Origin of the sequence: Pseudarthrobacter sp. NPDC058362 (assembly GCF_042723515.1) — a bacterium.
Classification (GTDB): Bacteria; Actinomycetota; Actinomycetes; order Actinomycetales; family Micrococcaceae; genus Arthrobacter.
Map to the genome: position 1 here is coordinate 1 of NZ_JBHXIW010000006.1, position 26,653 is coordinate 26,653.

The window sequence follows — 26,653 nt, forward strand, 5'->3', positions numbered from 1 at the left end:
CAGGGTGTGAACGATGTCCCGACTCACCGGTGAAGCATCAACTGGGAACGATGTCCCGACTCATGTGAGAACTATGTCGTGAAACTAGACACCCCCTCGCGCACGCATCGATGTTTCAAGAAAGCGCACAACACCCCCGGTCTCAGGACCGGGGGTGTTTTTGTTTTCCGATGCGCCGGATTCGGCCCCGGGCTAGGCGGGCGGGCGAGGGCTCTCCGGCTGCCACCACCCCATGTTGGGGTTGATTACGAACCGCCGGCCCGTCACCTCCGTGGGCGTGATCCGCACCAGGTGCGCTTTCACGCCGGGTTCCCACTGTGCCAGCCCGAATGGGGCGTCAGCCGGGTCCACGTGTTCCGGGGTGCCTTTTACCACGACGCTCCACGCTATGGTGCCGTAATCATTCAGACCGTCCGCTTCCATGACAACCGGCGAGCCGACGGTGACTGCATCGAGCTTGGTTCCGGGTGCCGTGCGGAAGAGGATGGTGGCATTGTCCGGCATGAAGTTCACCGGAAAGATCTCCGGCTTCCCGCCGCTGAGGACTGCGAGCCTGCCGATCGAGGAACTTTGCAGGCAGGCCCAGCAGTCGTGGAGGCTCATGTTTTCTGTTTCAGGGTGATCTGCTGGGTTGTTCATGGCCTGAGAATACCTACGGACAGCGGGGGCCAACAGGGCCCTTAGGCCTGCCGTTCCGGAACTCCGGCAGCCCGCTCCGCGGCCGTCAGCGATTCGGCCAGGGTGGCCACCGCTGCCGGGTAGCCGGGGTGGCCGCTCTCGGCAAGCCGGTCGGCATCCCGCATGGCCTTGATCAGGGCTGACGTCTCCGGGAGGCTCACGTCTGTGAGTCCCGGATACTCGATGGCACAGCCCGGGTCCAGCTCGTAGCGCCGCCACCGCGCCAGTAGTTCCTGATGTTGCACCTGCGCCGCCCGGTGGCGGGGGAGCCGCAGCCTGGCATCCCGCCGACGTTCGCGCCATTGCGAGAATCTGGGAGCTCCCCGGTAGCCTGCCACGCCGGCCGCAGTGGCGGCCAGACCCAGCAGCAGGCCAGCTGGAGGGGCCATGAGCGTGGGGATCAGCAGGGACGGAACGGCAACGGCTGCCCCCAGGAAGACATCCCAGAAGAGCTGGTCGGGGCGTTCCGCCATCGTTCCGTCGTCCGCATGCCGCCTGACAACCAAGGCAGTACAGGCCACGCTGACCAGCAGGACTGTGCCGCACACGAAGAAGACCCAAGCACCCTGGAACAGGAACAGAGCCGCGGCAGACATCGAAAACACCTCCACCTGCCCGGCCGGGGAATGGCTGGACTGGTAATTCCATTGCATCCCGTGTGGACCCCGGGGTCAATGGGCGGAGGACCGGCCCTGTCAGAGCCCGGCCAGAAGTCCTGCCGCGCGTTCCAGGGCTCCCGGCACCAGTGAGTAGTAGGCCCACGTGCCCCGCTTTTCGCGGTGCAGCAGGCCAGCGTCCACCAGGATTTTCAGGTGGTGGGACACCGTCGGCTGGCCGAGGCCCAGCGGCCCCGTCAGGTCGCACACGCAACGTTCCCCGGCTGCGGAGGCCTTGACAAGGGACAGCAGCCGCAGCCGGTTGGGATCGGCGACCGCCTTGAAGATGCGGGCCGCCTCGGCGGCCGCCGGGGCGGAAAGCACAGGGCCTGCTTCCGGTGGGCAGCACGCGGCAATGGAATCCTGGACTGTCGGGGCGGTCATGGGTCCATTATCCCCTGAGATCGACACGCATCAATATATGCGGGGTGCGCGGTCAGTCGTCCGCCCGGTGCGGCACTACGACGTCGTCTGCCGCTTTACCGGCTGTGGGGAACAGCAGCAGGACCAGAGCCAGACCTACCGCACCGCCCACCGCCTGTGCCGCGATGTATCCGGGGGCCGAGCCGGGTGCGATGCCGGCGAAGGTGTCGGTGAAGATGCGGCCCACGGTGACCGCAGGGTTCGCGAATGACGTGGAGGAGGTGAACCAGTAGGCGGCGCCGATGTAGGCACCCACGGCCGGCGCCGCCAGCATGCCACGTGAAGTGCGGGCCAAGGCGAAAATCAGCAGGATCAGGCCGGCAGTGGCCACCACTTCACTCAGCGCGTGCGCGCCGGTGAGGCGGTCCTTACTGGAGAAGGAGGTTCCGACGTCGAACATTGCGTTCGCGAGCACGCTTCCGCCGATGCCGCCCACCACTTGCGCCGCGCTGTAGACCCCCACTTCGGGGAGGGTCAGTCCGGCCCCACTGCGCCGCCCCAGGAGCCAGTCCGCCAGGGAGACCACCGGGTTGAAGTGTGCCCCGCTGACCGGCCCGAGCATCAGGATGAGGATGGTCAGCCCGAAGACAGTGGCAGTGCTGTTTTGCAGCAGTTGCAGGCCGACGTCGTTCGGAGACAGCTGTTCCGCCATAATGCCGGAACCCACCACAATGGCCACGAGCAGTCCGGTTCCGAGCAGTTCAGCGGTGGCGCGACGCCAAAGCGGCGGTTGGAAAGAAGTCATGCACCACAGCTTGACGCATTTGCATTACCTCAGTCAAACTTGAGGCAATGAAATTTGAGGAAAATTCAGCCCTGGAGGAGCGCGTGGCGAAGCACGCTGCCCTGGCCGATCCCGCACGCCTTCGCATCGTGGATCTGCTGACCCTCGGCGACCTCTCGCCCTCAGAGCTGCAGGCCGAACTCGGGATGGCATCCAACCTGCTGGCGCACCACCTACGCACGCTGGAGCAGGCGTCAATGGTGACGCGCGGCCGGTCGGAGGCTGACCGGCGCCGGACCTATATCCGGCTTGCTCCCGCTGCCCTGGACGGGCTGGCGCCCGGAGTAACGCACGCGGCCCGGCGGGTCCTCTTCGTATGCACAGCGAACGCAGCCCGCTCCCAGTTGGCGGCGGCGCTGTGGAGCCGGATGAGTGAGATTCCTGCGGTCTCGGCGGGCACGCATCCGGCAGAGGCGGTCGCGGCCGGCGCGGTGGACATCGCGTGGCAGCACGGGGTCAGGTTGCCGGACGCGGTGAAGCCGCAGCACCTGGACGAGGTGGCGAGTGCGGACGACTTCGTCGTTACCGTCTGCGACAACGCCCACGAGGAACTACCGTCCCTCCATGCCGTGCACTGGTCTGTGCCGGATCCCCTCCGCCGCAACAGCAGCCAGGCTTTTGCGGATGCCTACCGGGACCTGGAAGCCCGGATCGCGGGGCTGGCACCCCGCTTGCGGGCCGCATAAAGAACATATTGACATCCATCGATATCTCCGGCCATACTCGCTGTATCGATCCTCATCAATGTATTTGTGGGGACGGCAGCGGCCGGATGCAACCCATCCACAGCACCATTACTCAAGGAGAACTCCAGTGACCACTGAAACCCCCAAGAAGCCGTCCGTCCTGTTCGTCTGTGTCCACAACGCCGGCCGCTCCCAGATGGCTGCCGCGTTCCTGACCACCCTGGGCAAGGGAGCCATCGAGGTCCGCTCGGCCGGGTCGCAGCCCGCCGACAAGATCAACCCCGCTGCGGTGGAAGCCATGGCGGAGCTGGGCATTGACATGTCCGCCGAGGTTCCCAAGGTCCTCACCACCGAGGCGGTCAAGGAGTCCGACGTGGTGATCACCATGGGCTGCGGCGACGAGTGCCCCTACTTCCCGGGCAAGCGCTACGAGGACTGGGTGCTGGAAGATCCCGCCGGCAAGGGCGTGGAGTCTGTCCGCCCCATCCGCGACCAGATCAAGACCCGCATCGAGCAGCTGATCACCGAACTCGTGCCTGCGCAGCACGCGGACGCCCAGTAGCCCGGCCACTTCCCCAGGAGATCCCATGAGCAACGAACAGCTGATCATCGTCGGTTCCGGCCCGGCGGGTTACACGGCGGCAATCTATGCGGCGCGGGCAGGGCTGCGGCCATTGGTCCTGGCCGGCTCCGTCACCGCCGGCGGTGCGCTGATGAATACCACCGAGGTGGAGAACTTCCCCGGCTTCCCGGGCGGAATCCAAGGCCCTGAGCTCATGGACGGGCTGCAGGAGCAGGCTGAGAAATTCGGCGCGAGGGTAGTGTTCGATGACGCCACGTCAGTTGACCTGACCGGCCACCTCAAGCGCGTGGTCACCGGAGCCGGCGAGACCCACGAGGCACCCGCCGTCATCCTGGCCACCGGCTCCGCGTACAAGGAACTCGGGCTGCCCGAGGAGAAGAAGCTCAGCGGGCACGGGGTGTCCTGGTGCGCGACGTGCGACGGTTTCTTCTTCCGTGAGCAGGACATCATCGTGGTGGGCGGGGGTGACTCCGCAATGGAGGAAGCGACCTTCCTGACCCGGTTCGCGAAGTCCGTAACCGTCGTCGTCCGCAAAGACGAACTGCGTGCCTCCCGCATCATGGCCCAGCGCGCCAAGGACAACCCCAAGATCAGCTTCGCCTGGAACTCTGCCGTCACCGCCATCCACGGCGAGGAGAAGGTCACGGGCGTCACCCTGACGGACACACGCACCGGTGAGACGCGTGCCCACGCTGCCACGGGCCTGTTCGTCGCGATCGGGCACGTTCCGCGTACCGAGCTGCTCACCGGCCAGGTGGAGCTGGACGATGAAGGCTACATCAAGGTTGATTCACCCACCACGGTCACCAACCTCTCCGGCGTATTCGCGTGCGGCGACGCAGTCGACCACCGTTACCGGCAGGCCATCACCGCCGCCGGAACAGGATGCGCCGCCGCGCTGGACGCGGAGCGCTACCTGGCGGCGCTGGAGGAAGCGGACAGCATCGCCACCGCTCTTGTCGAGGAACCCACCCACAACTAAGGAACCGCCATGAACGGACAGAACAACCTTCCAGTCGCCGTGATCGGAGCGGGACCGGTAGGCCTTGCGGCTGCGGCGCACCTGCTGGAGCGCGGCCTTGAGCCGGTCGTCTTCGAGCAAGGCACGACGGCGGGTGCTGCCGTTGCCCAGTGGCGCCACATCCGCTTGTTCTCTCCGTGGCGGTTCAACCTTGATGCCGCAGCGGTGCGGCTCCTGGAGGAATCCGGCTGGGAAGCGCCGCGTCTGACGGCGCTTCCCTACGGCGGCGAACTCCTGGACAACTACCTTGAGCCGCTGGCCGCGCTGCCGCAGATCGCATCCCGGTTGCACACCGGTGCTCGGGTCACTGCCGTGTCGCGGCAGGGCCTGGACAAAACGCACGTGAAGAAGCGGGATGACGCGCCCTTCGTGGTCCGGGTCCAGCACGCAGACGGGCGCATCCGGGACCACGCCGTGGCAGCTGTCATTGACGCCTCCGGCACCTGGTCTGCCCGGAATCCGCTGGGAACGTCCGGCCTGCCCGCAATCGGGGAAGAGGCCATGGCGGACCGAATCTCCGCTCCCCTCCCGGACGTCCTGGGCCGCGACCGTGCCATGTTCGCCGGCCGCCGGGTGCTGGTGGTGGGCGCCGGCCACTCCGCGGCGAACACCCTGATCAATCTCTCGGACCTGGCCAGGGAAGAGCCCGGTACGCGGATCCTCTGGGCCGTCCGCGGCGGGTCGGCGGACAAGGTCTACGGCGGCGGGGACGCAGACGGCTTGCCCGCACGGGGCCAGTTGGGCTCCCGCCTGCGGCGCCTCGTCGAGGCGGGCCGGGTCGAATTGCACACCGGTTTCGGCATCGCGTCGCTTAGTTCCGCCGGGCCGGGCGTCACCGCCGGTGCGGTAGACGGCCGCGCCTTGGAGGCCGACGTCGTCATTCCCTGCACCGGGTTCCGCCCTGACCTGGACATCCTCCGCGAACTGCGCCTTGACCTGGACCCTGCGGTGGAAGCGCCGATGCAGCTCGGCCCACTGATCGACCCCGAATTCCATTCGTGTGGAACTGTACCGCCGCACGGCGCGAAGCTCCTGGCCCATCCGGACAAGGACTTTTACATCGTGGGCATGAAGTCCTACGGGCGGGCCCCGACCTTCCTGCTGGCTACCGGCTATGAACAGGTCCGGTCCGTGGCGGCCGCCCTGGCCGGAGACCGGGAAGCGGCAGACACCGTCCAGCTCGAGCTTCCGGAAACCGGCGTCTGCTCCACGGATGCGGGCAGCAGCTGCGATACCCCGGCACCGGGAGACATCCGGGGTATGGAGGAAGCAGAGGCAGCATGCTGCGGCGCGACCGAACCGGTCCTGGTCGGCTTCCCCACAGGACTGACCCACGGCCGCTCCGGCGCCAACTGACAAATCCGGCATGGCAGTAGACGACGGGTCGAAATGACCGAACAACGCACAGCCCTCGGCTTGCAGGACAACGCCGAGGTTCTACACCGCATCGCCGGCGACCGCTTGAGTCCGCTCCGCCGGGTCCGATCTACTCCGGCAAGCGATACGAGGACTGGGACCTTGCAGACCCGGCCGGCCGGTCCTTGGAAGCCGTCCGGGAAATCCGTGACCTAATCCATGACCGGGGCAAAGTCCTGGTTGCCTCCCTGCTTACTAACCAGACCAAGGAAGAAGAATCCTCATGAGCACTCCAGACATTGCACACGCCGGAACCAAGCCGGCAGTCCTGTTCGTCTGCAGCAAGAACGGTGGCAAGTCGCAGCTGGCGGCCGGACTGATGCGGCAGCTCGCGGGGGGTTCAGTGGACGTTTATTCGGCCGGGACCAAACCCGGAAAGGACCTGAACCCCTTAGCTGTCGAGTCGCTCGCGGAGCTCGGCATTGACCTGTCCGGCGAATACCCCAAGCCCGTCACCGGCGCGGTGGAAGACACCGTGGATGTCGTCGTCGTACTTGGCACCGAGGCGAAACTCGCCCCGAGGGAAGGGGTTCGCATGGAGGTCTGGGAGACAGATGAGCCGTCGGAGCGGGGCATTGAGGGCATGGAACGCATGCGCCTTGTCCGTGACGACATCCGGCAGCGTGTGGAGCAGCTTCACCAGGAACTGACACGCAGCTGAGTTCAGCCGGTACGCTCGAAGCCATGAGACTCAAAATGTGCAGCATCCACGTTAAGGAACCCGCCGCCGCCTACGAGTTCTACACGGGGACCCTTGGCTTCGACACGCTGATGGCCATGCCGGAACACAACCTGTTCATCATCAAGGACCCCGGTGCGGCGGAAAACGCAGCGGGCCTGCTGCTGGAACCCAGCGACAATCCCATCGGTGCGGACTACATGAATGCCGTGCACGACGCCGGCCTCCCGGCAATCGTCTTCGGGGTGCCCGACGTCCGGGCCGAGCACGAGCGGCTGGTGCAGGCCGGCGTGACGTTCAAGCAGGAGCCCGAGGAGGGCCCGTTCGGCGTCACCGCAGTGTTCGACGACGGCTGCGGCAACTACGTCCAGCTGCACCAGGACTAGATCCCAGAGGCTTGTTCTCAGATCCGTGCCGTCAAGGTCCAGATCCGCGAACAAGCCTCTGGTTCGTGTGGGTGGCGTGCTACTGCGCCTTGCGGGCTTCCTTCTTGGCGGCTTCTTCCTTAACGCGCTGCGCTTCGGCGCGGACGGCGGCGTGCGTGGCGCGCTCGGTGACCAGCCACTGGGGCGGAGCCTGTAGCAGTGCGGTGATTTCCGCCGTCGTCAGCGCATCCTCAACACCGCCGCGGGCCAGGCCGCTGATGGAGACATTCAGCTTCTGTGCCACCACGGGGCGGGGGTGCGGGCCGTTGCGGCGGAGCTCCGCGAGCCACTCGGGCGGGTTTGACTGGAGCTCGGCGAACTCTGCCCGGGTGATAGTGGATTCCTGGAACTCCTGGGGCGTGGCGGGCAGGTAGATGCCAAGTTTCTTGGCAACGGTGGCCGGCTTCATGGACTGGGAGTTTGCAGAGGTCATGCTTCAAGGGTATCCGGGCGGGCGGTACTGTGAAGACGTGCCCACTGACAACACCGCCCCGCCGAACGCTTTCGAAGACGCTGACGCGGGGGAGCAAGCGGCGCCCCGGACCCTCCGCATCGCGTATGTGCAGGGGGTGACGCCCGGCAAATGGATCCGCAGGTGGGAAGAGCGGATGCCGGGGGTGCCACTGGAGTCATTTATGTCCGACGACGGCGCCCAGACCGCCGCCGTTCGTGACGGTTCGGCGGACATGGCCTTCGTCCGGCTTCCCATCGAGCGCGAGGGCCTCAGCGTCATCCCCCTGTACGAGGAACAGCCCGTTGTGGTGGCGCCCAAAGGGCATGAAATTTCGGTGTTCGAGGAAGTGGCCCTGGCCGACCTGGAGCAGGAGTCCTTTCTGGATGTTGCTGCCCTGGGCGGGCCGGAAGCCACGCTCCAGGTGGTTGCCGCGGGCGCCGGGCTGGTGGTCCTACCCATGTCCGTGGCCCGGCACTTCAACGTCAAGGACACCGTGGCGCGGCGGCTCACCGGCGCCGAAGGGACGGAAATCGCGCTGGTGTGGCCGGCCGATGCAACAGACGAGATCATCGAAGAATTCATCGGGATCGTCCGCGGGCGCACGGCCCAAAGCTCCCGGCAGCCGTCCGCTCAGCCGGTTAAGGAGAAGAAGGAGCCAAGGCCGGACCGGCGCGGAACCGGAACAAAGAAGGCGCCGAAGGTGGCCCAGCGGTACGCGCCCAACCCTGACAAAGGCCGCGGGAAAGGCTCGCGCAAGAAGGGCAAGCGCTAGTTCCGGGACGGAAGCTAGTACCGGTTTCGCTGAGGAGGCCGGCCCGCCCGGGCCTGGCGCACCTTCCGGGCCCGCAGGACGCGGCTGATGATCGTGGGCAGCAGGGCGAAAAGCAGCCTCTTCATGGCGTGGCTCCTTGGCTGGGATGTCGGGGAAAGGCGAGGGCCACCCTTCCCGACGGAAGAGCGGCCCCCTGTGGTTTGTCCTAGGTGTTTTGGACGTTGGTTTTGGCGTCGGTGGCGCGGTCTTTGACGTCGGTCGCGGCGTGTTGGCTGTCGGTCTTGACGTGGTCGGCTGCGTCGGCCGCGGTGGTTTTGAGGTTTTCCATGGCTTCGCGGGCTGGTTCTTTGAGGTCTTCGGCCATGTCTTTGGCGGCTTCGGTGACCTGGTTGGCCAGGGGTTGGGCTGCGGTTTTGAGCTGGTCCGCGGCTTCGCGTTCTTTTTGGCTGGCCGGGATCAGGGAGGAGACGATCATCCCGGCGCCGAAGGCGATCAGGCCCGCGGCGAGGGGGTTGCCCTGGGTTTTGGCTTTGACCTGGTCCGGGGCGTGGGAGACCGCGGTCCCGGCGTCGGAGAGCCGGGCGGCGGCGGTGTCCTTGGCGTCGTGGAGGGTGCCGGTGGTGTGTCCGGTCCCGGTGTGCAGGGTGTCCTGGACGCGGGTGGTGGCGTGGTCTGCTGTGCCCATGATTTTCTCCTTCACGCCGGTGAGGGCCTCTTTGGCCTTGTCGGTTTGGCGGTGGACGATGTTGGACGGGCTGACTTTGTCCGCGACGGCGTCCACGTTGGTTCCGAGGCGGGCGCGGGTGGCTTCTATGTCGGAGCGGATGGCGTCCGGGTTCTCGTTGGTCATCGGTTTACCTCACCTGGTTTGAGGGTCGGGGGGATTTCGGAGAGTGTTTCGCCTGTCTGGGGCAGGCCTTTGATGTGTTTGAGTTCCTTGCGGCCGGTCGCGGCGAGGACCGCGGCGGTAATGCCCCAGATCACCGCGAGGATTAGGGCGGCCCAGCCCAGGGGCATGAGGGCGCCGAGGGCGAACATCAGGGCCAGGGAGAGGAAGAGCAGGACGAAGTGTCCGGCCACGCCGGCGCCGGCGAGCATGCCGCCGCCTTTCCCGGCGCGGGTCGCGGATTCTTTCGCTTCGGCCTTGGCCAGTTCCACTTCCTGGCGCATCAGCGTGGACAGGTCCCGGGTCACCTCGCCAAGCAAGTCACCGAGCGAGGTGTTCTCCGCTTTCTGGTGCGCCGCGCTGCCCTCGCCACTGACTGGACCCGCGCCGGCGGGAAACTCCGAATACTGGCTACTCACAGGTGCCGTCCTTCCTGAGTCCCGTACGGGTCGTTGCCCGCCCGGGTGCTGTCAGTGCTGAAGGGGTCATCCTCGTAGCGGAGTGGGGTGTCCTCTGCTGTACCGCCCGGAAGGGTGGAAGTGGATACCGGGGCGCCCGAGCCGACAGTGGGCTCGTCGAACAGACCGGCGTCTGTTCCGGCTGCGAAGACGGTCTCCTGCCGGATGCGCTCCTGCTGCGGCTGGTAGTGCCGGGGCGCGGTGCCCTGGCCCACTTGCGAGGCTGAAGTTTCGGGGGCTCCGGCGGTAAGGCCACGGGTGAGGCGGCCGGCGAGGACTCCGGCCCCTGCGGCGAGCAGGAGGAAGGTCCCGGGGCGGTTCCGGGCGAACGACTGCACCTCGGTCAGCAGCGAGCCCGGGTCGCGGTTTTCCAGCCAGTCGGCCAGCGTTGAGGTGCGCTGGGCGGCCTCACGGACCAGGTCGGCGGCGACTCCCGGCTGGTCCGGGGCGGTGGCCATGCGGTGCAGTTCGCTGGAGATGTTCCGGATTCCTTCGGCGGCCTTCTGCTGCTGCGCCCCGGCCTGGCTGCTCAGCCCGGTCCGGGCCTGCTCCAGCAGGTCCTGGGCGCTGGCCTTTGCCTCGGCGGCAACGTTTGCCGCTTCCTCCTTGGCCGTGGCGGCAACATCCTGCGCCGCGGACTTCGCCTGCCCGGCAACCTGCGAAGCCTCTTCCTTCGCAGCATCCTTCCGGGAGGCGCCCGCGGTCCCGGAAGCGTCAAGCGTTCCGGGGGTGCCTGCAGCGGGGGGCGCGTAGGTTTCCGGTGCTATGCCCGTTTCCGTTCCGTACGGGTCCGCAGCATACGGATCTGCCGCGTACGGGTCAGTCGAGGCGGGCTTGGGGGTCTGGGGCCATTGGTTCTCTGTCATCGGGCTCTCTTTCAGGAAATGTCAGCTGGCGATCAAGAACCAGCAGTGCTGGCGGTTAGTAAGCAAGGTTACTAATCCGATACTAAGCACACTTCCCATTCGATGCGCAAGGGGTTCCCGACTGCAGGCCCCGTTTCACCGCGACCACTTGCATGCATGATGGTAAGCATGCTTATTGTAGAGGGGTAGCGACGAAGGGTAACCCGCCATCAACAGGAAGGCTGGGAGAATGACCAGCGATCTTGATCCGGACGCCCGGGACAGCTATCGCCTGATCACTGTGGCGGCCAGGATGGTTCAGCGGCGCCAGGACGACGCCCTGGCTCACCTGGGCCTGACCCGCGCGGCCGTCATCGCCCTTGAGGGGCTTGCCGACGGGCCGTTGAACCAGGAGCGCCTCGCAGAGGCTGTGAGGGTCCAGAGTCAGACCCTGGGCCGTGTCCTCACTCGGCTTGAATCGGCCGGCCACATCACCAGGCGCCGCCAGCCCACGGACCGGCGCCAGTTCAAAGTCGAGTTGACCGACGCCGGCATGGCCGCGCTGGAAGCCGCGCGCCAGGCGGAGGTCAACGCCTACCCGGACGATCCCACTATTGACTGGAAGATGCTCCGCGAAGAACTGTCCAAGTTCGTTCGCGCCGTGCCCGTGGGCCGGTCGGCCGGAGTCATCCCGCTGGTGCAGCCCGAAGACCGCTGGGGGAACCAGGGGCATGAGCCCCCGCGTCGGCCGGAACCGCCGCATCACCGGCGCTTTGGCCGGCCCCAGGGATAGGACGCCCCCAGCGTAGGCGGGCTACGCTCCGCAGGCCTCCCGCAGGGAGTTGACGGAGTCTGACGGCACCTGGTCTCCGGACTCGGCGATCTGGCGCATCGGCGTCGTAATTTCTGCGGGAAGGCCTGCCGTGGCGGCTGCGTCCACGAGTCCACCCAGGACTTGTTTGTCGGACGTACTGACCAGACCGTCCTTGATGACAGCGCAAACCTGGCGGGTCACTTCGTCCGCGGCGGCGGATGCCACCTTGGACCCGGCCTCGCTGGCGGCGCTGCCGGCCGCATCCCCGACGGCACCGCAGCCGGTGAGGAGGAGGAGGGCGGCAAGGGGCAGGGCAGCGGGTTGGAAGTTCATGGTTCCAGCGTATCCGGCCGGTCCGCCAGACGGGATTTTGGCCTCCCGGGAGGAGCGCGCAGGTGCCGCGGGTTTATCGTGGGAGGAAAGACAGCCACGCCTGCCCCTGATCGGGCGGGCGTCTTGGTGTCTAATTCCACTTGAGAGAGAGCTATCCAATGAACCGGTCTGCCTGCTGCCGCATCTTGCGCGGCGTAGTCCATGCCCCCGCCGTCCGGAGCGTGCACGCATGAGCACCCAGGGACCCGCCGCGCCGGTGAAGCGCGAGACCTTCTCGACCCGCAGACTCTTTATCCTGTCCGCCATCGGCTCCGCCGTGGGGCTGGGCAACATCTGGCGCTTCCCGTACATCGCCTACGAAAACGGCGGCGGCGCATTCCTCATCCCGTACCTGGTGGCACTACTGACCGCCGGTATCCCCCTGCTGTTCCTGGACTACGCCGTTGGCCACAAATTCCGCGGCTCCGCGCCCCTGGCCTACCGGCGCCTCCACCGCGCCGCCGAGCCGCTGGGCTGGTGGCAGGTGCTGGTCTGCTTCGTCATCGCCGCCTACTACGCAGTGATCATCGCGTGGTCCCTGATGTACATGATCTTCTCCTTCACCGAGGCGTGGGGCGACGACGCCGAGGGCTTCTTCTTCGGCAACTTCCTCGCCGTGGCCGAGACGCCCGGGGTGGGCTTCGATTATGTGCCGTCCGTATTCTTCCCGCTGCTGGTGATCTGGGTTGCGGTGATCGCCATCATGGTGGCCGGCATCCGGAAGGGTATCTCCCGGGCCAACTCAATTCTCCTGCCGCTGCTGATGGTCATGTTCCTGCTGCTGGTGGTCCAGTCGCTCTTCCTCCCGGGTGCGGCACTGGGCCTGAACGCCTTCTTCACCCCGGACTGGACGGCACTGGGCAATGCTTCGGTATGGGCCGCAGCATATGGCCATATCTTCTTTTCGCTCTCCGTCGGCTACGGCATCATGGTCACCTACTCCTCCTACCTCAAGCGCCGCACCGACCTGACCGGATCCGGCATGGTGGTGGCGTTCTCCAACTCCGGCTTCGAGATCCTTGCCGGTATCGGCGTGTTCGCGGCCCTCGGCTTCATGGCCCAGGCAGCCGGGTCCGGCGTTGATGACGTGGTCACCGGTGGCATTGGACTGGCATTCATCGCCTTCCCCACCATCGTGTCCCAGGCGCCGTTCGGCGCCGTCATGGGCGTACTGTTCTTTGGCTCGCTGGTGTTTGCCGGAATCACGTCGCTGATCTCCGTGCTGGAAGTCATCGTCTCCGCTGTCCAGGACAAGCTGGGCTGGGCCCGGGTGCGCACCTCCGTGGTGGTCAGCGTCCTGGTGGCCGCCGTCTCGCTGCTGCTGTTCCCCACGGCCACCGGCCTCTACCTGCTGGACACGTCGGACGCCTTTGTGAACAGCTTCGGCATCACCCTGGGCGCGCTGGTCACGGTTGTTGTGCTGGCATGGTTCCTGCGCAAGCTGCCCTTGCTGGCCCGCCACCTGAACCGGACCTCCACCATCAGGATGCACCGGGGCTGGATCGCCCTGATCGCAGTGGTGGTCCCGGCCGCCCTCATCTACATGGTGTACAACGAGTTCGCCACCAAGATCGCCGAGCCGTACAGCGGCTACCCGGACTGGTTCCTGGCCGTGTTCGGCTGGGGCATGGCGGCGGCGCTGGTGGTGCTGGCCCTCGCGCTGACCTTCATTCCATGGAGCAGCCGGTCCAAGTTGAACTATGACCCTGAATACGACGCCCTGGTGGCGGAGGAAGCAAAGGAAACAGCACCGTGACACCCATTGCCATCACCATGATGATCATTGCCATCCTCACCGTGTGGGGCGGCCTGGCGCTGTCCCTGCTGAACCTCAAACGCCACCCCGAGGACGAGGGCGCCCTCCCGGAAGAAAACGCCTGGGAGCTCTAGCAAGGGACTTTTGGCCCCCTGTGGGATGCGTGCCGGTGATGGGATACTGAGGCATCATCAGCACTTCGGCCCATGGGGGGCTCCGCGTCATGATCCTGGACATCGCCACGCTCCGCGTCGCCTTCGTGGTAATAGCGGTGGTCCAGTTGTTCCTTTTCTACTTCTCCGCCTACCGAGTCACGCGCTCCTCCTACAGTGGATGGTGGTGCGTGGCGCTTGGCTTTTTCCTGGCCGGGTCCGCCGCTTTCCTGCTGGACGGCACCCCGCACCAGGCGTGGGCCAATCCGGTGGGCAACGCGCTGCTGGCCCACGGCGGAGTGGCGGTGTGGGCGGGAGCCCGTTCCCTGCGGACAGCACCGCCCAAGGGCTGGATCTCCGCTGCGGTCCCGTTGTCAGTTCTCGTGGCGGGCCTGGTGGACGATCCCGCGAACAACAGCTGGGCCGGCGGAGCGGTCTTCCTGGCCGCGATGAGTTTCACCGTGGGACTCTCCGCACGCGAGCTCTGGCGGCTGGGTCCTGACTACTCACGGGTGCGCATCCCGCTCGCCTCGGCCGCAGGCATCCTTGCTGCCTTTTATGCAGCGCGGCTGGCGGTGTTCCTGGCGGAAGGGGCGGAAGGGGAGCTTTTCAACGGCCTCTTCGGGTCCGGTACCACCACCCTGCTGAGCATGATGCTGCTGGTGGTGGCTTCGTACAGCATGCCCGCCCTGAGCAGCGAGCAGCACACCCGGGCACTCCGCCTGGTGGCCTCCCGGGACGACCTGACCGGACTGCTGAACCGCAAGGCGTTCCTCAGCCTGGCCGCCGCCCAGCTCGGTTCGCGCCGCGCAGCAGGCCCGGGGGGTGCGCTGGTCCTGGCTGACCTGGACCATTTCAAGTCCGTGAACGACACCTACGGCCATGCGGCGGGGGATCACGTCCTGCAGCGTTTCGCGGATGCCTGCACCGCCACGGTCCGGAAGACGGACCTGGTGGGCCGCTACGGCGGCGAGGAGTTCGTTCTCCTTATTCCGGGCGCCGACGCCGAACGGGCGGAGGACGTTGCCGCCGGCATCAGCGCGCGCCTGGCGGAAGCATCGGAGGCCGAAGGGTTCGAAATGCCCACCGTCAGTTACGGGATTTCAACGTACGACGCCGGGACGTCCACCCTCGAGGACGCCATCGCCTCCGCGGACAGGGCCTTATACGTGGCCAAGTCGCGGGGCAGGAACAGGAGCGCGCGCAGCGAAGGCTGAGCTGACCCGGGTGGGAAAGCCGCGCGGGTTCAGGCGAGTTCGCCGAGCCGCGCAATGAGTTGGTCGGCCTGCGCCAGGTTGCGGGCCAGCTTGGCGCGCTGGTGAACCGCCTTCTCCTGGAATGCCGCGAGTCGGGCGCGGTCCCGGTCGGAAAGAGTTCCGGGGCCTGCCGTAAGGACGGGAATCAGTTCCGCCATTTCCTCCAGCGAAAACCCCAGGGGCTTCATCTGCATGATAACCAGCAGCCGCTCGCAGTCCGCGTTCGTGTAGACGCGGAAGCCGCCCTCGGTGCGGGACGAGGCCGGAAGCAGTCCCACTTCGTCATAGTGCCGGATGGTTCGCAGCGAAAGCCCGGTGCGGTCGGCCAGCTCCCCAATATGCATGGTGGCGGTGCCGGTGTTGGTAGAAATAGTGTGCCTCCTGGTCAATCGGCTTAAACCCTACCATCACGTTAGGGTAGAGTTTGAGCGAGGTGGGACCAAGCTTAAAGGTGTTCCCCCCTTTTCGGTGCATTGATGCGCCCCCACATTCTTCGAAAGTGCGATGGCGCTGTAGTGCGTCCTCCCGACCATGAACGGAGCCAGCAATGGCCGTCAAGACCGCCGGGGATGCCCCTGCCTACACGCCGGAACAGCTTCAGTCTGTCCGGGAAACCCTGAAGTCGCCGGGGCGGCTGAAGACCGAGGTCCTCGCGGGCCTGGTGGTGGCGCTGGCCCTGATTCCTGAGGCTATCGCCTTCTCGATCATTGCCGGCGTGGATCCCCGGCTTGGCCTGTTCGCCTCCTTCACCATGGCCGTGACCATCGCCTTCGTGGGAGGCCGCCCGGCGATGATTTCCGCGGCCACCGGGGCGATCGCGCTGGTCATCGCCCCGTTGGTGAAGTCCCACGGTGTCGACTATTTCATCGCCGCCGTCGTCCTGGCCGGCGTCTTCCAGGTCGTCCTGGGCGTCTCCGGCGTCGCGAGACTGATGCGATTCATTCCGCGGTCCGTCATGGTGGGCTTCGTCAATGCCCTGGCCATCCTGATCTTCATGGCGCAGGTTCCTGAACTGATCAACGTGCCGTGGCTGGTGTACCCGCTGACGGCGCTGGCCCTGGTCATCGTGTTTGGGCTGCCGAAGCTCACCAGGGCCGTTCCAGCTCCGCTGGTGGCGATCGTGGTGCTGACGCTTATCACCGTCCTTGCCGCCGTCGCCGTTCCCACCGTGGGGGACAAGGGCGAGCTGCCCGAATCCCTGCCGTCCCTGTTCATCCCCAACGTGCCGTTCAACCTCGAGACCCTGCAGATCATCTTCCCGTTCGCGCTGGCTATGGCCTTCGTGGGGCTGCTGGAATCGCTGATGACTGCAAAGCTCGTGGATGACGTGACAGACACGCGCTCCAACAAATCGCGCGAGGCGTGGGGCCAGGGCGTGGCCAACATCGTTACCGGCTTTACCGGAGGCATGGGCGGCTGCGCGATGATCGGCCAGACCATGATCAACGTGAAGGCGTCCGGCGCCCGCACCCGCATTTCCACACTCCTGGCTGGCGTCTTCCTGCTCATCCTGGTGGTGGTGTTCGGCGGAGTAGTGTCCGTCATTCCCATGGCCGTGCTGGTGGCCGTGATGATCTTCGTGTCCTGGGCAACGTTCGACTGGCACAGCATCCACCCGCGCACGCTGAAAATGATGCCCAAGAGCGAAACGCTGGTCATGGTGGCGACCGTCGTGGTCACTGTTGCCACGCACAACCTGGCCATCGGCGTCGGCGTCGGCGTGCTGGTGGCGATGGTCCTCTTCGCCCGGCGCGTGGCGCACTTTGTCACGGTCGAGCGCACCGTAAAAACAGTGGAGGGCCGGGAAGCCGCCACTTACGTGGTCAACGGTGAGCTCTTCTTCGCGTCCTCCAACGACCTCTACACCCAGTTCGAGTACGCCCACGACCCGACGCAGGTGGTGATCGACATGCACGCCTCGCACCTGTGGGACGCGTCCACCATCGCCGCCCTGGACGCCATCATCGAGAAGTACCGACACCACGGCAAGGAGGTGGAGGTGGTGGGACTCAACGACGCCAGCCTGCAGATCCGCCACCGCCTGGGCGGGAAGCTCGGCGGCGGCCACTGACAAACGCGCCACTGATAAAATAGCGGCGCTGCAAGGCGGCCATTTTGCTGGTCAACCAGCGCCGTACCAAAGTAGGGAACCACACACATCATGACGGCAGGCGGTTCACCCCTCGGAACCTCGGAGAGCCGCCCGGGCGCGCCGGAAGCCGGCACCGCGCCCGCCGGCCACCGCGCCTACATCGGCACCGCCCAGGGTTTCCTCGGCGCCCTGATGATGTTCGTGGGATCCATCGGAACCGGTTGGATCGCCAACGGCTCGCCCATGATCCGGCAGCCTGTGGTCATCGCGCTGCGGACCGAAGGCTGGGGCGTGGCCGTGTCCACCATCCTTCTGACCGCTGGAGCCATGCTCCTGATCCGCTCCTGGCTCCGGCTTGGCCAGCGGGTCGCCGGCTGGGGACAGCATTCCCTGCGGTCCGTGGTCATCGCGGTGTCCGCCTGGTCGCTGCCCCTGATGTTCTGCGTCCCCGTCTTCTCGCGGGATGTCTACGCGTACACCGGGCAGGGCCGGCTGGTCCGGGAGGGACAGAACCCCTACGAGGTGGGCATCTCCACCCTGAGCAATTGGTTTTCGCTCGGAGCCGACCCCGCCTGGGCGGAAGCCCGCACCCCCTACGGCCCGTATTTCCTGTGGCTGGCGCGCGGGGTGGTGGGGCTGACCGGCGCCCAGCCGGACCTGTCCGTCCTGCTCTTCAGGCTCTTGGCCGGCGTCGGCGTGCTGCTGTGCGTGATCTACGTGCCCAAGCTGGCCGAACTCCACGGCATCAATGGTGCCCGGGCGCTCTGGATCACCGTGGCCAACCCGCTGTTCCTGATCAGTTTCATCGCCAGCGCGCACAATGACGCGCTCATGGTGGGGCTAGCCGTCGCCGGCGTGTACTTCGCCGCTACCCGCAGGTACATCCTGGGCATCCTCTTGGTGACCGCCTCGATCGGCATCAAGCCCATCACTGTACTGCTGCTGCCCTTCCTCGGCGTGATGTGGGCCGGGGCCTCCGCCACCTGGCCGCGCAAGTTCCTCATCTGGGCCGCAACGGCGGGGATCAGCTTCGGAGTCCTGCTGCTCAGCGGCCTGCCGTACAACCTCGGAACGGGGTGGGTGTGGGCCATCATGGACCCCACGCCCGGGTACACCGGTTATTCACCGTCAGGCTTCCTGGGCCAGCAGGTGGAGATGCTGGCCAACGCGCTGGGGCTCCCGGGCGGGACGTTTGCGGACGTGCTGCGTACGGGCCTGAAGTGGATCGCCATCGGCCTGGTGCTGCTGCTGATGTTCCGCGGCGACTATTCGCGGGCGGTGCGCCGGATGGCATTGGCGTTCACCGCCGTCGTGATGCTTTCCCCCATCATCCAGCCCTGGTACATCCTGTGGTTCCTGCCGTTCCTCGCCGTCACCGGCATCCGCGACGACTGGCAGATCCGCTCGCTCTACGTAGTGGTCACGTTCTTCGTGGTGTTCGGCGCGCAGGATCAGCTGTCCGTGTGGTCGTTCGTGGAGCTGCCCATCGACGCGTCCTCGCTGGCGTTCGTCACGGCCCTGGCGTTCACGTTCTACCTGCTGGTGCTGGATATCCACACCCGGAAGCTGCTGATCGAAGGGAAGCCCCAGGACCTGGCCAGGCAGGGGTGGCGCTGGGTCCAGGAGCGGCGCGCAGCCGCCCGTCAGGCGCGATAGCGGCGGCCCGCTAAGCGCCTAACCTAAGCGCCTACGCGGCGATCCGCGCCGCAGGCTTCCGGCCGAGCTCGGCCGTCCGTTGTACCGACCACCACAGCAGCACCACCAGGAGCACGTTGCGGGCGGTGAGGACAGCTGCCATCACTGGGTGCGCGTGGATCAGCGGGGTGTAGAACAGCGGGTAAATCACGAAGGTGGTCATCGCGATGCCCATGAGCAGCGCGGCGGGCACCTTCCAGCGGTCCCAGTCGTGGGTGAGGCCGGCGATGATCACCGGGGCCAGCCAGATGATGAACTGCGGCGAGCCCACCTTGTTGAACACGATGAACGCGGTGACCATCATCAGCGAGCCTTCGAGGAACAGTTCCTCGCGTTCGGCGCCGCGTTTCATGGCGCGGACCAGCAGGATCGCGGCGCCCACAGCGGCCAGGATGAGGAGAGGCTGCATCAGCACGGCGGCGGCGGACGCACCCGGGCCGTAGACCTCGGTGGAGTTGATGGCGGTGTTGTCCGCCATCTTCGATCCGGCAATGTTGAACACGCTCAGCCACACCCAGGGCGTGGAGAACGTTGCCTCCAGCTGCATGCCGCGGTCGCCCTGGTTCAGGAGGAAGTCCAGGATGTGCGGCAGGCCGCCGGACAGCCAGGTGCCGAGGGCCACTACGGCGGTGACGGCCACGCCGGACAGGAACACCTGCACCCGCTTCTGGCTGGCGATCAGGATGGGCACAAGCACGGCCGCTGGCCATACCTTGATCCAGGTGGCGATGCTGAGCAGGAGGCCGGCCGCCACGGGCCGCTGCGCCGCGTACAGCAGTGCGACGAGCACGATGGGGGCGGTGATGCCCTCCACCCGGGCAAAGCTGAGGTAGCCCATGAACACGGTGAAGAACAGCCACCACCAGGCAGGGGCAATGCCACTCACGCGCCGCGGGCCGCGGGTCAGGATGTAGAGTCCGACGGCGTTCAGCACCGTGATGATCAGGAACCAGCTCAGCAGGTACATGCTGGGCCCGGCGATATTTGCCAGGAAGATCGGCACCTGCGCCAGCACCGGATAGACCCAGGGGCTGATCTTTCCTTCCAGGTCCGCGGGGTTGTACCCGTCCATGGCCCACTGGCGGTACTGCTCGGTGTCGCTGAACGTCTCGCCGTTGAGGAAGAAGGACGCCATCCAGCCCAGGAAGTAGAGATGGACGACGGCGAATCCCCACCACACGCTCGAGGGGCGGGCGAACCAGTCCACCACCTTGGCGGGGAGGACTGTGCTGCGGACCGTCACCAGGCGGTCAAAGAACCTCGTGGAAATCTCAGGACTCCTTGAGCGCGGGGGCGGCGGCGGGGGTCTTCCTGCCCAGCAGGTACAGCCGGCGGACGCTCCAGAGGAACAGCACCACCAACAGGACGTTGCGGATGCTGAGCACCAGAGCCATCCAGGGATTGTTGTGGCTGAGGGCGTCATAGAACAGCGGGTAAATGAAGTACGTGGCCACCGCGATGACAATCAGCATGGTGGCCGGCACGCGCCATTCACGCCAGCTGTGGGCCAGGCCCACAGCGACGGCCGGGCCCAACCACACCATGAACTGGGGGGAGCCCACCTTATTGAAGACCACGAACGCCGTGGTGAGGCTGAGCGCGCCGGCCAGGAGCAGCTCGGTGCGGTCCACGCCGCCGTACTGGTTGCCGTTGTGCAGCGCCCAGAAGGTCAGGCCGGCCACGAGCAGGGCGGCGAGGACCAGCAGCGGCTGCATCAGCACGGACATGGCGGCGGTGCCCGGACCGTCCACCTGCATCGAGTTGATGTCCGTGTTCATGTACATCCGGGAATCCCCGATGTTCAGGACGGACAGCCACAGCCACGGCGTGGTGAAGGTCGCCTCCAGCTGCATGCCGCGGTCGCCCTGCTGGGTGAGGAAGTTCAGCAACCTGGGGACGCTGCCCAAGGTGGCTGCCAGCGCGACGACGCCCGCCGTCGTCGTCATTCCTGCCAGTACCACCAGCAGGCGGTTCCGGAGCACCGCGAAGAGGGCCAGCATGACGGCGGCCGGCCACACCTTGATCCAGGTTCCGATGGCCAGCAACACGGATGCGATGAACGGGCGGTTGACTCCGTAGGCGAGGGCCACCAGGACCAGGGGAGCGGTGAGGCCGTCCACGCGGGCGAAACCGAGCCAGCCCATGAGGAAGGTGAAGGTGAGCCACCACCAGGCTGCGGGGATGGCGGAGGTGTTGCGGCCGCGTTCGGTCAGCTTGAGCAGCGCCCAGGCATTGAGGAAGGTGGTCATGAGCACCCAAAGGAAGAAGAACGGGCCCGGTCCGGCGATGCCGGCGACGGCCATCGGGACCAAGGCAAGGATGGGATAGACCCAGGGGCTGGGGCCGCCGGCGAGGTTGGCGTCGTCGAACCCGGCCGCTGCCCAGTTCCGGTAGATGTAGGTGTCGCTCAGTGCCTCGCCCCGTAGTGAGAGCGATGCGGAGAAGACCAGGAAGACCAGGTGCACCACGATGAATCCGGCCAGCAGGCCCAGCGGCGTGTTCAGCGCCCTGCGGGCGGGGGCGGGAAGGACCACGTTGCGGATCCGGGTCAGTCTGCCGAAAAAAGCATCCATGGGAATGGCGGGACCTTGTCAGGTTGGGGGTTTCGGTGGGGCCAGGAACAGCCCGCGCCCGCAGTCAACTCTAATTGACCGGCGATTGGCGGCCGTAATTGCGGCTCCCCGTGTGAGCTTTGTCGCGCAGACCGGCGCTCGGCGCACAATCCCGCCCGCTGGCCGATATCTAAAGTTGCTGGCGCCGCCACGGTGGGGGACTATGGGGCAGGGCACTTTACGGGTGCCCTGCCGCGTTTGCAGCCTGGGGGAGCGCAACCGTTGAACGAACACCCTGCCCCTGACGATCCACAAAGGCTTTTCCCATGAATTTTCCCCTGACCCTCACCGTCGCCGACCGCAAGAGCATGGACAGCGAGCTCGAAGCCGCAGTCTCCGCTGCCAAGACGCACGCGCTCGCCGGCAGGCAGCACGGCATCCTGGTCACCCGGCACGCGGCTGACAAATTCACCGTGGCGCTGAGCGAGGCCGTTCCGTTCGGCCTGACGCGCGAACACCAGGCCTGGTAGCAGCCAGCTGGATGGCCACCGAGTTGGTGGCCACAATCATCCCCATTCCCAGCCACTCATGCAGCACCAGGACCTGGCCCAGCGCCACGGTCCCGCCATCGCGGTGCTTCCGCACTGGGCTAAAGATGCATCCGTATGCACAGTTTCCCGGCGCTGCCGAGCCTGGTTGAGGACTTCATCCGCCTGGCGGGGGAGGCCTATGGGCCTGATGCGCGGCAGCCATAGAGCACTACACTGGGTCGCATGACCGAGCCTGCGCATTTGGCAGATCCGGACGCCGTGGACACCTCCGTGCGCAGCCCGGCGGAGCGCTCACGCACCTTCGCCGGAATCCTCGTGAACACCGCGCTCGCAAACATCACTACCAGTTATCTGTGGTTTGCTCTCACGTTCTGGGTGTACCTGGAGACGCGCAACGTGATTGCCACGGGTGTAGTGGGCGGCGCCTACATGCTGCTGATTGCGCTGTCCAGCATCAGCTTCGGCACCTTCGTGGACCGGTACCGCAAGCTCACGGTGATGCGGTTCGCTGCCGCCTTCACACTGGCCATGTTCGTGCTGTCCGGGGTGGTGTTCCTTCTCGTCCCCATGGAACGTCTGCTGGACCTGACCCAGCCGTGGTTGTGGATCTTCATGCTGATCATCCTGATCGGCGCGGTGGTCGAAAACATGCGGAACATCGCCCTCTCCACTACGGTCACCATCCTTATCGAGCCGGACCGGCGGGCCAACGCCAACGGCATGGTGGGGATGGTGCAGGGCCTGATGTTCATTGTGACCTCCCTGCTGTCCGGCCTTTCGGTGGGGCTGCTGGGCATGGGCTGGACCATCGTCGTCGCCCTGGTATTGACGGCAGTGGCTTTTGCGCACCTGCTGACCCTCACGATGCCGGAGGAAATCCGGGCCGCTGCGACGGACGCCAAAGGCGGCTTCGACCTGCGCGGCGCCCTCGCGGCCGTCCTGGCCGTCGGCGGACTGTTCGCGCTGATCCTGTTCTCCACCTTCAACAACTTCATCGGTGGCGTCTATATGGCGCTGATGGACCCCTACGGACTGGAGATGTTCTCCGTGGAGGTGTGGGGCGCGGTCTTCGCCTTCGGCGCCACGGGGTTCATTGTCGGTGGGGCCCTCATCGGCAAATTCGGACTCGGCAAGAATCCGCTGCGGACCATGCTGTTGGTCGTGGTCATCATGGGGTTCCTCGGGGCCGTTTTCACCCTGCGCGAATGGCCATGGCTCTACGTCGCGGGAATCTGGCTCTACCTGGTCCTGATACCTTTCGTCGAGGCCGCGGAGCAGACAGTCATCCAACAGGTGGTGCCGCTGCAGAAGCAGGGCAGGGTCTTCGGTTTTGCGATGGCGTTTGAGTCCGCGGCTGCACCGCTTACTGCGTTCGTTATCGCCCCGATTGCGCAGGTCTGGATCATCCCGTACGCCCGCTCTGCCGAGGGTGCCGCTCAGTTGGCACCCTTGTTGGGCGAGGGAATCTCCCGGGGCATTGCCCTCGTCTTCCTGGTGGCAGGCATCATCGTGATGGCTGCCGCGCTGCTGGCCTTCCTGACGCCGGTCTACCGCCGGGTGTCCGCATCGTATGCCGGGGCGGCGCCCGCTACGGCAGACGGTCAGGCCTGAGCCGGCTCGGTGCCCCGGCCTGCGCCGGGTCCAGCGGGACCGGACTGACCAGCACGGCCGGGCCGCGGCGCAGGAAACCGCCGGAGAGGACCCGGCACCGGATTCCGCCCCTGCCCCGCAGTGCTGCATGCGCGCCCGGGGCGAGCATTTCGTTCATCCAGGCACATGGCTGTGCATGCCGGCCGCCGTGGAAGGCCACCGTGGAACCGCCCGACTCCAGCGAGAAGTCCTGACCCAGCAGGGGAGCCAGTTGAGCTCCGCGGAGCACCAGGTTGCGCCGTGTGAGCAGCGGGTCAAAGGGCCCTGAGGCCAGTTCGGCGGCTACCGCCTCAAGGGCCTCGACGGCGAACAGCGTGACCGCCGCGTCCATATGCGCGGCCTTGCCGAAGAAACGGTCACCCACGATGCCCTTGCCCGCCACCACCTCCGCAACGTCAGCGTCCGCGGTGGGCACATCGGCGGCTCCGTCCTTGGCCCGGCCAAAGTACGCGTGCCCGGGTGAGACCAGCAGATGCAGAATCTCGACGTCGTACCGGAAGTTCCCGTTCATACCCCCACCGTACGTGGGACTCAGGCCCCGACGTAGGCCGCCAGGTGTTTGCCGGTGAGCGTCCCTTTCCCGGTGACAAGCGAAGCCGGCGTGCCCTCGAAAACGACCGTGCCGCCGTCGTGCCCGGCCCCCGGCCCCAGGTCGATGATCCAGTCGGCGTGTGCCATCACCGCCTGGTGATGCTCGATCACGATCACCGACTTCCCGCCGTCGACCAGCCGGTCCAGCAGGCCCAGGAGCTGCTCCACGTCCGCCAGGTGCAGCCCGGTGGTGGGCTCGTCGAGGATGTAGACGTCACCCTTCTCCGCCATCTGCGTGGCGAGCTTGAGCCGCTGGCGCTCGCCGCCGGAGAGGGTGGTGAGCGGCTGCCCGAGCGTGATGTATCCCAGTCCCACATCCGCGAGGCGTTCGAGGACCTTGTGCGCGGCCGGGGTCTTGGCCTCCCCTTCGGCGAAGTAGGCGAGTGCGGCCTCCACGGACATGTCGAACACGTCCGCGATGTTCTGCCCGCCAAGCGTGTACTCCAGGACGGCGGGCTGGAAGCGGCGGCCCTCGCAGTCCTCGCAGGTGGACTCCACCGTGGCCATGACGCCGAGTTCGGTGAAGATCACGCCCGCGCCGTTGCAGGTGGGGCAGGCGCCCTCCGAGTTGGAGCTGAAGAGTGCCGGCTTGACGCCGTTGGCTTTCGCGAATGCCTTGCGCACCGGCTCGAGCAGGCCCGTGTACGTGGCGGGGTTACTGCGGCGGGAGCCCTTGATGGCGCCCTGGTCGATGACGACGACACCCTCGCGTTTGGCCAGCGAGCCGTGGATGAGGGAGCTCTTGCCGGACCCGGCCACGCCCGTGACCACGCAGAGGACGCCCAACGGAACGTCCACGTCCACGTTGCGCAGGTTGTGCATGGACGCGCCCCGCACCTCGAGGGCCCCGACGGCGTTCCGCACCGCATCCTTGAGGCGGGCCCTGTCATCCAGGTGCCGTCCGGTGACGGTATCGCTGGAACGCAACCCGCCGACGTCGCCCTCGTAGACAATCTCGCCGCCGCCGGTGCCGGCGCCAGGGCCGAGGTCGACGACGTGATCGGCAATCGCGATCGTCTCCGGTTTGTGTTCCACCACCAGCACGGTGTTGCCTTTGTCGCGCAGCTGCAGCAGGAGCTTGTTCATGCGTTCGATGTCGTGCGGGTGCAGGCCGATGGTGGGTTCGTCAAAGACGTAGGTGACGTCCGTCAGCGAGGAGCCCAGGTGCCGGATCATCTTGGTGCGCTGCGCCTCGCCGCCGGATAGGGTCCCGGCGGGGCGGTCCAGCGAAAGGTAGCCAAGGCCGATCTCCGCAAAGGAGTCCAGCAGGTCCCGCAGCCCGGCGAGCAGCGGTTTCACCGACGGCTCATCGAGTTCGCGGATCCACTGGGCGAGGTCGCTGATCTGCATGGCGCACAGATCCGCGATGTTCCTGCCCTTGATCCGGCAGGAAAGCGCTTCCGGCGTGAGGCGGGTTCCCTGGCACTCGGGGCAGATGGTGAAGGTGACGGCCCGTTCCACGAAGCGGCGCACGTGCGGCTGCATGGCCTCCACGTCCTTGGACAGCATCGACTTCTGGATCTTGGGGATGATGCCCTCGAACGTGAGGTTCACGCCCTCCACCTTGATCTTGGTGGGCTCGGCGTACAGCATCGTGTCCAGCTGCCTGGCGGTGAACGCGGCGATTGGCTTCTCCATTGGCAGGCCCATGCCCTCGAACAGCCGGCCGTACCAGCCGTCCATCGAGTAGCCTGGTACGGTCAGGGCGCCGTCGTTCAACGACTTGGAGTCATCGTAGAGCGCGGTGCGGTCGATGTCGCTCACGTTGCCCATGCCCTCGCAGCGCGGACACATGCCGCCCAGGTAGGTGACCTGGCGGACCACGTTCTTTTCCACCCGGCCGCCCTTTTCCCTGCTCATCACGCCGCTGGCCTTACGGGTTGGCACGTTGAAGGAGAACGCGGTGGGCGGGCCGATGTAGGGGTCTCCGATCCGGCTGAACAGGATACGCAGCATGGCGTTGGCGTCCGTGGCGGTTCCCACGGTGGAGCGCGGGTTGGCGCCCATCCGCTCCTGGTCCACGATGATCGCGGTGGTGAGTCCCTCCAGCCGGTCCACGTCCGGGCGGGCCAGGCTGGGCATGAAGCCCTGCACGAAGGCGCTGTACGTCTCATTGATCATCCGCTGGGATTCGGCGGCAATCGTGGCGAAGACCAGGGAGCTCTTGCCGGAACCCGAAACGCCGGTGAATACGGTGAGCCTGCGCTTGGGCAGCTCAACGCTGACATCCTTGAGGTTGTTCTCCCGGGCACCCTGCACCCGGATGATGTCGTGGGTGTCGGCGGCGTGCAGGCCGCCCTTCCGGCTGGCTGCAGGGATCTCGGTGCTCACACGTCAGATCGTGCTACGCGCCGAAGGAGATGTCCAGATGCGCCGGCTCCTGCACGTTTTCCCAGAACCGTTGCC

Annotated in this window: 29 protein-coding genes; 15 read left to right on the plus strand and 14 right to left on the minus strand. The window is 66.3% G+C overall.

What is annotated here, in order from left to right; translation table 11 throughout:
* Positions 1 to 192: 192 nt before the first annotated feature.
* The 4 genes from ACFWIX_RS12275 to ACFWIX_RS12290 all read right to left on the minus strand — a co-directional run bounded on the left by ACFWIX_RS12275 (position 193) and on the right by ACFWIX_RS12290 (position 2,502).
* The gene (locus ACFWIX_RS12275; protein ID WP_377216405.1) at positions 193 to 639 is read right to left on the minus strand and encodes a pyridoxamine 5'-phosphate oxidase family protein; all 447 of its coding nucleotides are present in this window, start codon (positions 637 to 639) and stop codon (positions 193 to 195) included.
* A 41-nt stretch (positions 640 to 680) separates the two neighbouring features.
* Positions 681 to 1,274 carry a hypothetical protein gene (locus ACFWIX_RS12280; protein WP_377216406.1) on the minus strand — a complete coding sequence of 198 codons (594 nt, stop codon included), beginning with the start codon at positions 1,272 to 1,274 and terminating at the stop codon, positions 681 to 683.
* Between the two features lie 99 nt (positions 1,275 to 1,373).
* Positions 1,374 to 1,718, minus strand: coding sequence for an ArsR/SmtB family transcription factor (locus ACFWIX_RS12285; RefSeq protein ID WP_377216407.1), 345 nt, complete (start codon positions 1,716 to 1,718; stop codon positions 1,374 to 1,376).
* Between the two features lie 52 nt (positions 1,719 to 1,770).
* Positions 1,771 to 2,502: an aquaporin gene (locus ACFWIX_RS12290; RefSeq protein WP_377216408.1), complete on the minus strand. Its 732-nt coding sequence runs from the start codon at positions 2,500 to 2,502 to the stop codon at positions 1,771 to 1,773.
* A gap of 47 nt (positions 2,503 to 2,549) precedes the next feature.
* Here ACFWIX_RS12290 and ACFWIX_RS12295 point away from each other — a divergent pair, with 47 nt between their 5' ends.
* The 6 genes from ACFWIX_RS12295 (at position 2,550) to ACFWIX_RS12320 (ending at position 7,312) form a co-directional block, all read left to right on the plus strand.
* Positions 2,550 to 3,227, plus strand: a complete 678-nt coding sequence (locus ACFWIX_RS12295) for a helix-turn-helix domain-containing protein (RefSeq protein ID WP_377216409.1) — start codon at positions 2,550 to 2,552, stop codon at positions 3,225 to 3,227.
* Between the two features lie 127 nt (positions 3,228 to 3,354).
* Complete coding sequence (locus ACFWIX_RS12300) at positions 3,355 to 3,789, plus strand: arsenate reductase ArsC (RefSeq protein ID WP_377216410.1); 435 nt, start codon at positions 3,355 to 3,357, stop codon at positions 3,787 to 3,789.
* A gap of 25 nt (positions 3,790 to 3,814) precedes the next feature.
* The gene (gene trxB / locus ACFWIX_RS12305; RefSeq protein WP_377216411.1) at positions 3,815 to 4,792 is read left to right on the plus strand and encodes a thioredoxin-disulfide reductase; all 978 of its coding nucleotides are present in this window, start codon (positions 3,815 to 3,817) and stop codon (positions 4,790 to 4,792) included.
* A gap of 9 nt (positions 4,793 to 4,801) precedes the next feature.
* Positions 4,802 to 6,187, plus strand: a complete 1,386-nt coding sequence (locus tag ACFWIX_RS12310) for an FAD-dependent oxidoreductase (RefSeq protein WP_377216412.1) — start codon at positions 4,802 to 4,804, stop codon at positions 6,185 to 6,187.
* 283 nt (positions 6,188 to 6,470) lie between these two features.
* Complete coding sequence (locus ACFWIX_RS12315; protein WP_377216413.1) at positions 6,471 to 6,908, plus strand: low molecular weight phosphatase family protein; 438 nt, start codon at positions 6,471 to 6,473, stop codon at positions 6,906 to 6,908.
* Between the two features lie 23 nt (positions 6,909 to 6,931).
* Positions 6,932 to 7,312: a VOC family protein gene (locus ACFWIX_RS12320; RefSeq protein ID WP_377216414.1), complete on the plus strand. Its 381-nt coding sequence runs from the start codon at positions 6,932 to 6,934 to the stop codon at positions 7,310 to 7,312.
* Between the two features lie 79 nt (positions 7,313 to 7,391).
* Here the strand turns inward: ACFWIX_RS12320 and ACFWIX_RS12325 are convergent, their stop codons facing one another.
* Positions 7,392 to 7,784, minus strand: a complete 393-nt coding sequence (locus ACFWIX_RS12325; protein WP_377216415.1) for a DUF5997 family protein — start codon at positions 7,782 to 7,784, stop codon at positions 7,392 to 7,394.
* Here ACFWIX_RS12325 and ACFWIX_RS12330 point away from each other — a divergent pair.
* Complete coding sequence (locus ACFWIX_RS12330) at positions 7,747 to 8,577, plus strand: LysR family substrate-binding domain-containing protein (protein ID WP_377216416.1); 831 nt, start codon at positions 7,747 to 7,749, stop codon at positions 8,575 to 8,577. The genes ACFWIX_RS12325 and ACFWIX_RS12330 overlap by 38 nt on opposite strands.
* 205 nt (positions 8,578 to 8,782) lie before the next feature.
* Here the strand turns inward: ACFWIX_RS12330 and ACFWIX_RS12335 are convergent, their stop codons facing one another.
* The 3 genes from ACFWIX_RS12335 to ACFWIX_RS12345 are packed head-to-tail and all read right to left on the minus strand — an operon-like array spanning position 8,783 to position 10,787.
* Positions 8,783 to 9,427, minus strand: coding sequence for a DUF3618 domain-containing protein (locus ACFWIX_RS12335; RefSeq protein ID WP_377216417.1), 645 nt, complete (start codon positions 9,425 to 9,427; stop codon positions 8,783 to 8,785).
* On the minus strand, positions 9,424 to 9,882 hold the full coding sequence (locus ACFWIX_RS12340) for a phage holin family protein (protein WP_377216418.1): 459 nt from the start codon (positions 9,880 to 9,882) through the stop codon (positions 9,424 to 9,426). The genes ACFWIX_RS12335 and ACFWIX_RS12340 overlap by 4 nt, the downstream gene beginning before the upstream one ends.
* Positions 9,879 to 10,787, minus strand: coding sequence for a hypothetical protein (locus tag ACFWIX_RS12345; RefSeq protein ID WP_377216419.1), 909 nt, complete (start codon positions 10,785 to 10,787; stop codon positions 9,879 to 9,881). Before ACFWIX_RS12345 ends, ACFWIX_RS12340 begins: the two co-directional genes overlap by 4 nt.
* Before the next feature lie 229 nt (positions 10,788 to 11,016).
* Here ACFWIX_RS12345 and ACFWIX_RS12350 point away from each other — a divergent pair, with 229 nt between their 5' ends.
* Positions 11,017 to 11,559: a MarR family winged helix-turn-helix transcriptional regulator gene (locus ACFWIX_RS12350; protein WP_377216420.1), complete on the plus strand. Its 543-nt coding sequence runs from the start codon at positions 11,017 to 11,019 to the stop codon at positions 11,557 to 11,559.
* Positions 11,560 to 11,580: 21 nt separating this feature from the next.
* Here ACFWIX_RS12350 and ACFWIX_RS12355 read toward each other — a convergent pair whose 3' ends face one another.
* Positions 11,581 to 11,913, minus strand: coding sequence for a hypothetical protein (locus tag ACFWIX_RS12355; RefSeq protein ID WP_377216421.1), 333 nt, complete (start codon positions 11,911 to 11,913; stop codon positions 11,581 to 11,583).
* 229 nt (positions 11,914 to 12,142) lie between these two features.
* Here ACFWIX_RS12355 and ACFWIX_RS12360 point away from each other — a divergent pair, with 229 nt between their 5' ends.
* The 3 genes from ACFWIX_RS12360 to ACFWIX_RS12370 all read left to right on the plus strand — a co-directional run bounded on the left by ACFWIX_RS12360 (position 12,143) and on the right by ACFWIX_RS12370 (position 15,077).
* Positions 12,143 to 13,708 (plus strand): sodium-dependent transporter, encoded by a 1,566-nt coding sequence (locus ACFWIX_RS12360; protein ID WP_377216422.1) that lies wholly within the window; start codon positions 12,143 to 12,145, stop codon positions 13,706 to 13,708.
* Positions 13,705 to 13,842, plus strand: coding sequence for a methionine/alanine import family NSS transporter small subunit (locus ACFWIX_RS12365; protein WP_377216423.1), 138 nt, complete (start codon positions 13,705 to 13,707; stop codon positions 13,840 to 13,842). Before ACFWIX_RS12360 ends, ACFWIX_RS12365 begins: the two co-directional genes overlap by 4 nt.
* Before the next feature lie 89 nt (positions 13,843 to 13,931).
* On the plus strand, positions 13,932 to 15,077 hold the full coding sequence (locus ACFWIX_RS12370; protein ID WP_377216424.1) for a diguanylate cyclase: 1,146 nt from the start codon (positions 13,932 to 13,934) through the stop codon (positions 15,075 to 15,077).
* A 29-nt stretch (positions 15,078 to 15,106) separates the two neighbouring features.
* Here the strand turns inward: ACFWIX_RS12370 and ACFWIX_RS12375 are convergent, their stop codons facing one another.
* The gene (locus ACFWIX_RS12375) at positions 15,107 to 15,460 is read right to left on the minus strand and encodes a MerR family transcriptional regulator (RefSeq protein WP_377216604.1); all 354 of its coding nucleotides are present in this window, start codon (positions 15,458 to 15,460) and stop codon (positions 15,107 to 15,109) included.
* 203 nt (positions 15,461 to 15,663) lie between these two features.
* On the opposite strand from ACFWIX_RS12375, the gene ACFWIX_RS12380 reads away from it, so the two are divergent.
* Both ACFWIX_RS12380 and mptB read left to right on the plus strand, forming a co-directional pair.
* Positions 15,664 to 17,187, plus strand: coding sequence for a SulP family inorganic anion transporter (locus ACFWIX_RS12380; protein WP_377216425.1), 1,524 nt, complete (start codon positions 15,664 to 15,666; stop codon positions 17,185 to 17,187).
* A 90-nt stretch (positions 17,188 to 17,277) separates the two neighbouring features.
* Entirely contained in the window at positions 17,278 to 18,864 is a 1,587-nt protein-coding gene (mptB, locus tag ACFWIX_RS12385) for a polyprenol phosphomannose-dependent alpha 1,6 mannosyltransferase MptB (RefSeq protein WP_377216426.1), read from the plus strand.
* Positions 18,865 to 18,895: 31 nt separating this feature from the next.
* Here the strand turns inward: mptB and ACFWIX_RS12390 are convergent, their stop codons facing one another.
* Both ACFWIX_RS12390 and ACFWIX_RS12395 read right to left on the minus strand, forming a co-directional pair.
* On the minus strand, positions 18,896 to 20,146 hold the full coding sequence (locus ACFWIX_RS12390) for a glycosyltransferase 87 family protein (RefSeq protein ID WP_377216427.1): 1,251 nt from the start codon (positions 20,144 to 20,146) through the stop codon (positions 18,896 to 18,898).
* 28 nt (positions 20,147 to 20,174) lie between these two features.
* Positions 20,175 to 21,476 carry a glycosyltransferase 87 family protein gene (locus tag ACFWIX_RS12395; RefSeq protein WP_377216428.1) on the minus strand — a complete coding sequence of 434 codons (1,302 nt, stop codon included), beginning with the start codon at positions 21,474 to 21,476 and terminating at the stop codon, positions 20,175 to 20,177.
* Between the two features lie 305 nt (positions 21,477 to 21,781).
* Between ACFWIX_RS12395 and ACFWIX_RS12400 the strand changes: the two genes are divergently transcribed.
* Entirely contained in the window at positions 21,782 to 21,985 is a 204-nt protein-coding gene (locus ACFWIX_RS12400; RefSeq protein ID WP_377216429.1) for a hypothetical protein, read from the plus strand.
* Between the two features lie 243 nt (positions 21,986 to 22,228).
* On the plus strand, positions 22,229 to 23,617 hold the full coding sequence (locus tag ACFWIX_RS12405) for an MFS transporter (protein WP_377216430.1): 1,389 nt from the start codon (positions 22,229 to 22,231) through the stop codon (positions 23,615 to 23,617).
* On the opposite strand, the gene ACFWIX_RS12410 is transcribed toward ACFWIX_RS12405, so the two are convergent.
* Positions 23,595 to 24,167, minus strand: coding sequence for an MOSC domain-containing protein (locus tag ACFWIX_RS12410; RefSeq protein WP_377216431.1), 573 nt, complete (start codon positions 24,165 to 24,167; stop codon positions 23,595 to 23,597). The two genes, ACFWIX_RS12405 and ACFWIX_RS12410, sit on opposite strands and share 23 nt — an antisense overlap.
* A 20-nt stretch (positions 24,168 to 24,187) precedes the next feature.
* Complete coding sequence (locus ACFWIX_RS12415) at positions 24,188 to 26,578, minus strand: ATP-binding cassette domain-containing protein (RefSeq protein WP_377216432.1); 2,391 nt, start codon at positions 26,576 to 26,578, stop codon at positions 24,188 to 24,190.
* Between the last annotated feature and the right edge of the window lie 75 nt (positions 26,579 to 26,653).

What these genes read in the sequence shown, in the direction of transcription:
- ACFWIX_RS12380 (WP_377216425.1), top strand. Translation starts at nt 15,664, where the DNA reads ATGGCCGTCAAGACCGCCGGGGATGCCCCTGCCTACACGCCGGAACAG.
- ACFWIX_RS12370 (WP_377216424.1), top strand. Translation starts at nt 13,932, where the DNA reads ATGATCCTGGACATCGCCACGCTCCGCGTCGCCTTCGTGGTAATAGCG.
- ACFWIX_RS12410 (WP_377216431.1), bottom strand. Translation starts at nt 24,167, where the DNA reads ATGAACGGGAACTTCCGGTACGACGTCGAGATTCTGCATCTGCTGGTC.
- ACFWIX_RS12325 (WP_377216415.1), bottom strand. Translation starts at nt 7,784, where the DNA reads ATGACCTCTGCAAACTCCCAGTCCATGAAGCCGGCCACCGTTGCCAAG.
- ACFWIX_RS12335 (WP_377216417.1), bottom strand. Translation starts at nt 9,427, where the DNA reads ATGACCAACGAGAACCCGGACGCCATCCGCTCCGACATAGAAGCCACC.
- ACFWIX_RS12395 (WP_377216428.1), bottom strand. Translation starts at nt 21,476, where the DNA reads ATGGATGCTTTTTTCGGCAGACTGACCCGGATCCGCAACGTGGTCCTT.
- ACFWIX_RS12350 (WP_377216420.1), top strand. Translation starts at nt 11,017, where the DNA reads ATGACCAGCGATCTTGATCCGGACGCCCGGGACAGCTATCGCCTGATC.
- ACFWIX_RS12400 (WP_377216429.1), top strand. Translation starts at nt 21,782, where the DNA reads ATGAATTTTCCCCTGACCCTCACCGTCGCCGACCGCAAGAGCATGGAC.
- ACFWIX_RS12280 (WP_377216406.1), bottom strand. Translation starts at nt 1,274, where the DNA reads ATGTCTGCCGCGGCTCTGTTCCTGTTCCAGGGTGCTTGGGTCTTCTTC.
- ACFWIX_RS12315 (WP_377216413.1), top strand. Translation starts at nt 6,471, where the DNA reads ATGAGCACTCCAGACATTGCACACGCCGGAACCAAGCCGGCAGTCCTG.
- mptB (WP_377216426.1), top strand. Translation starts at nt 17,278, where the DNA reads ATGACGGCAGGCGGTTCACCCCTCGGAACCTCGGAGAGCCGCCCGGGC.
- ACFWIX_RS12310 (WP_377216412.1), top strand. Translation starts at nt 4,802, where the DNA reads ATGAACGGACAGAACAACCTTCCAGTCGCCGTGATCGGAGCGGGACCG.
- ACFWIX_RS12360 (WP_377216422.1), top strand. Translation starts at nt 12,143, where the DNA reads ATGAGCACCCAGGGACCCGCCGCGCCGGTGAAGCGCGAGACCTTCTCG.
- ACFWIX_RS12320 (WP_377216414.1), top strand. Translation starts at nt 6,932, where the DNA reads ATGAGACTCAAAATGTGCAGCATCCACGTTAAGGAACCCGCCGCCGCC.
- ACFWIX_RS12285 (WP_377216407.1), bottom strand. Translation starts at nt 1,718, where the DNA reads ATGACCGCCCCGACAGTCCAGGATTCCATTGCCGCGTGCTGCCCACCG.
- ACFWIX_RS12295 (WP_377216409.1), top strand. Translation starts at nt 2,550, where the DNA reads ATGAAATTTGAGGAAAATTCAGCCCTGGAGGAGCGCGTGGCGAAGCAC.
- trxB (WP_377216411.1), top strand. Translation starts at nt 3,815, where the DNA reads ATGAGCAACGAACAGCTGATCATCGTCGGTTCCGGCCCGGCGGGTTAC.
- ACFWIX_RS12375 (WP_377216604.1), bottom strand. Translation starts at nt 15,460, where the DNA reads ATGCATATTGGGGAGCTGGCCGACCGCACCGGGCTTTCGCTGCGAACC.
- ACFWIX_RS12275 (WP_377216405.1), bottom strand. Translation starts at nt 639, where the DNA reads ATGAACAACCCAGCAGATCACCCTGAAACAGAAAACATGAGCCTCCAC.
- ACFWIX_RS12405 (WP_377216430.1), top strand. Translation starts at nt 22,229, where the DNA reads ATGACCGAGCCTGCGCATTTGGCAGATCCGGACGCCGTGGACACCTCC.
- ACFWIX_RS12290 (WP_377216408.1), bottom strand. Translation starts at nt 2,502, where the DNA reads ATGACTTCTTTCCAACCGCCGCTTTGGCGTCGCGCCACCGCTGAACTG.
- ACFWIX_RS12345 (WP_377216419.1), bottom strand. Translation starts at nt 10,787, where the DNA reads ATGACAGAGAACCAATGGCCCCAGACCCCCAAGCCCGCCTCGACTGAC.
- ACFWIX_RS12355 (WP_377216421.1), bottom strand. Translation starts at nt 11,913, where the DNA reads ATGAACTTCCAACCCGCTGCCCTGCCCCTTGCCGCCCTCCTCCTCCTC.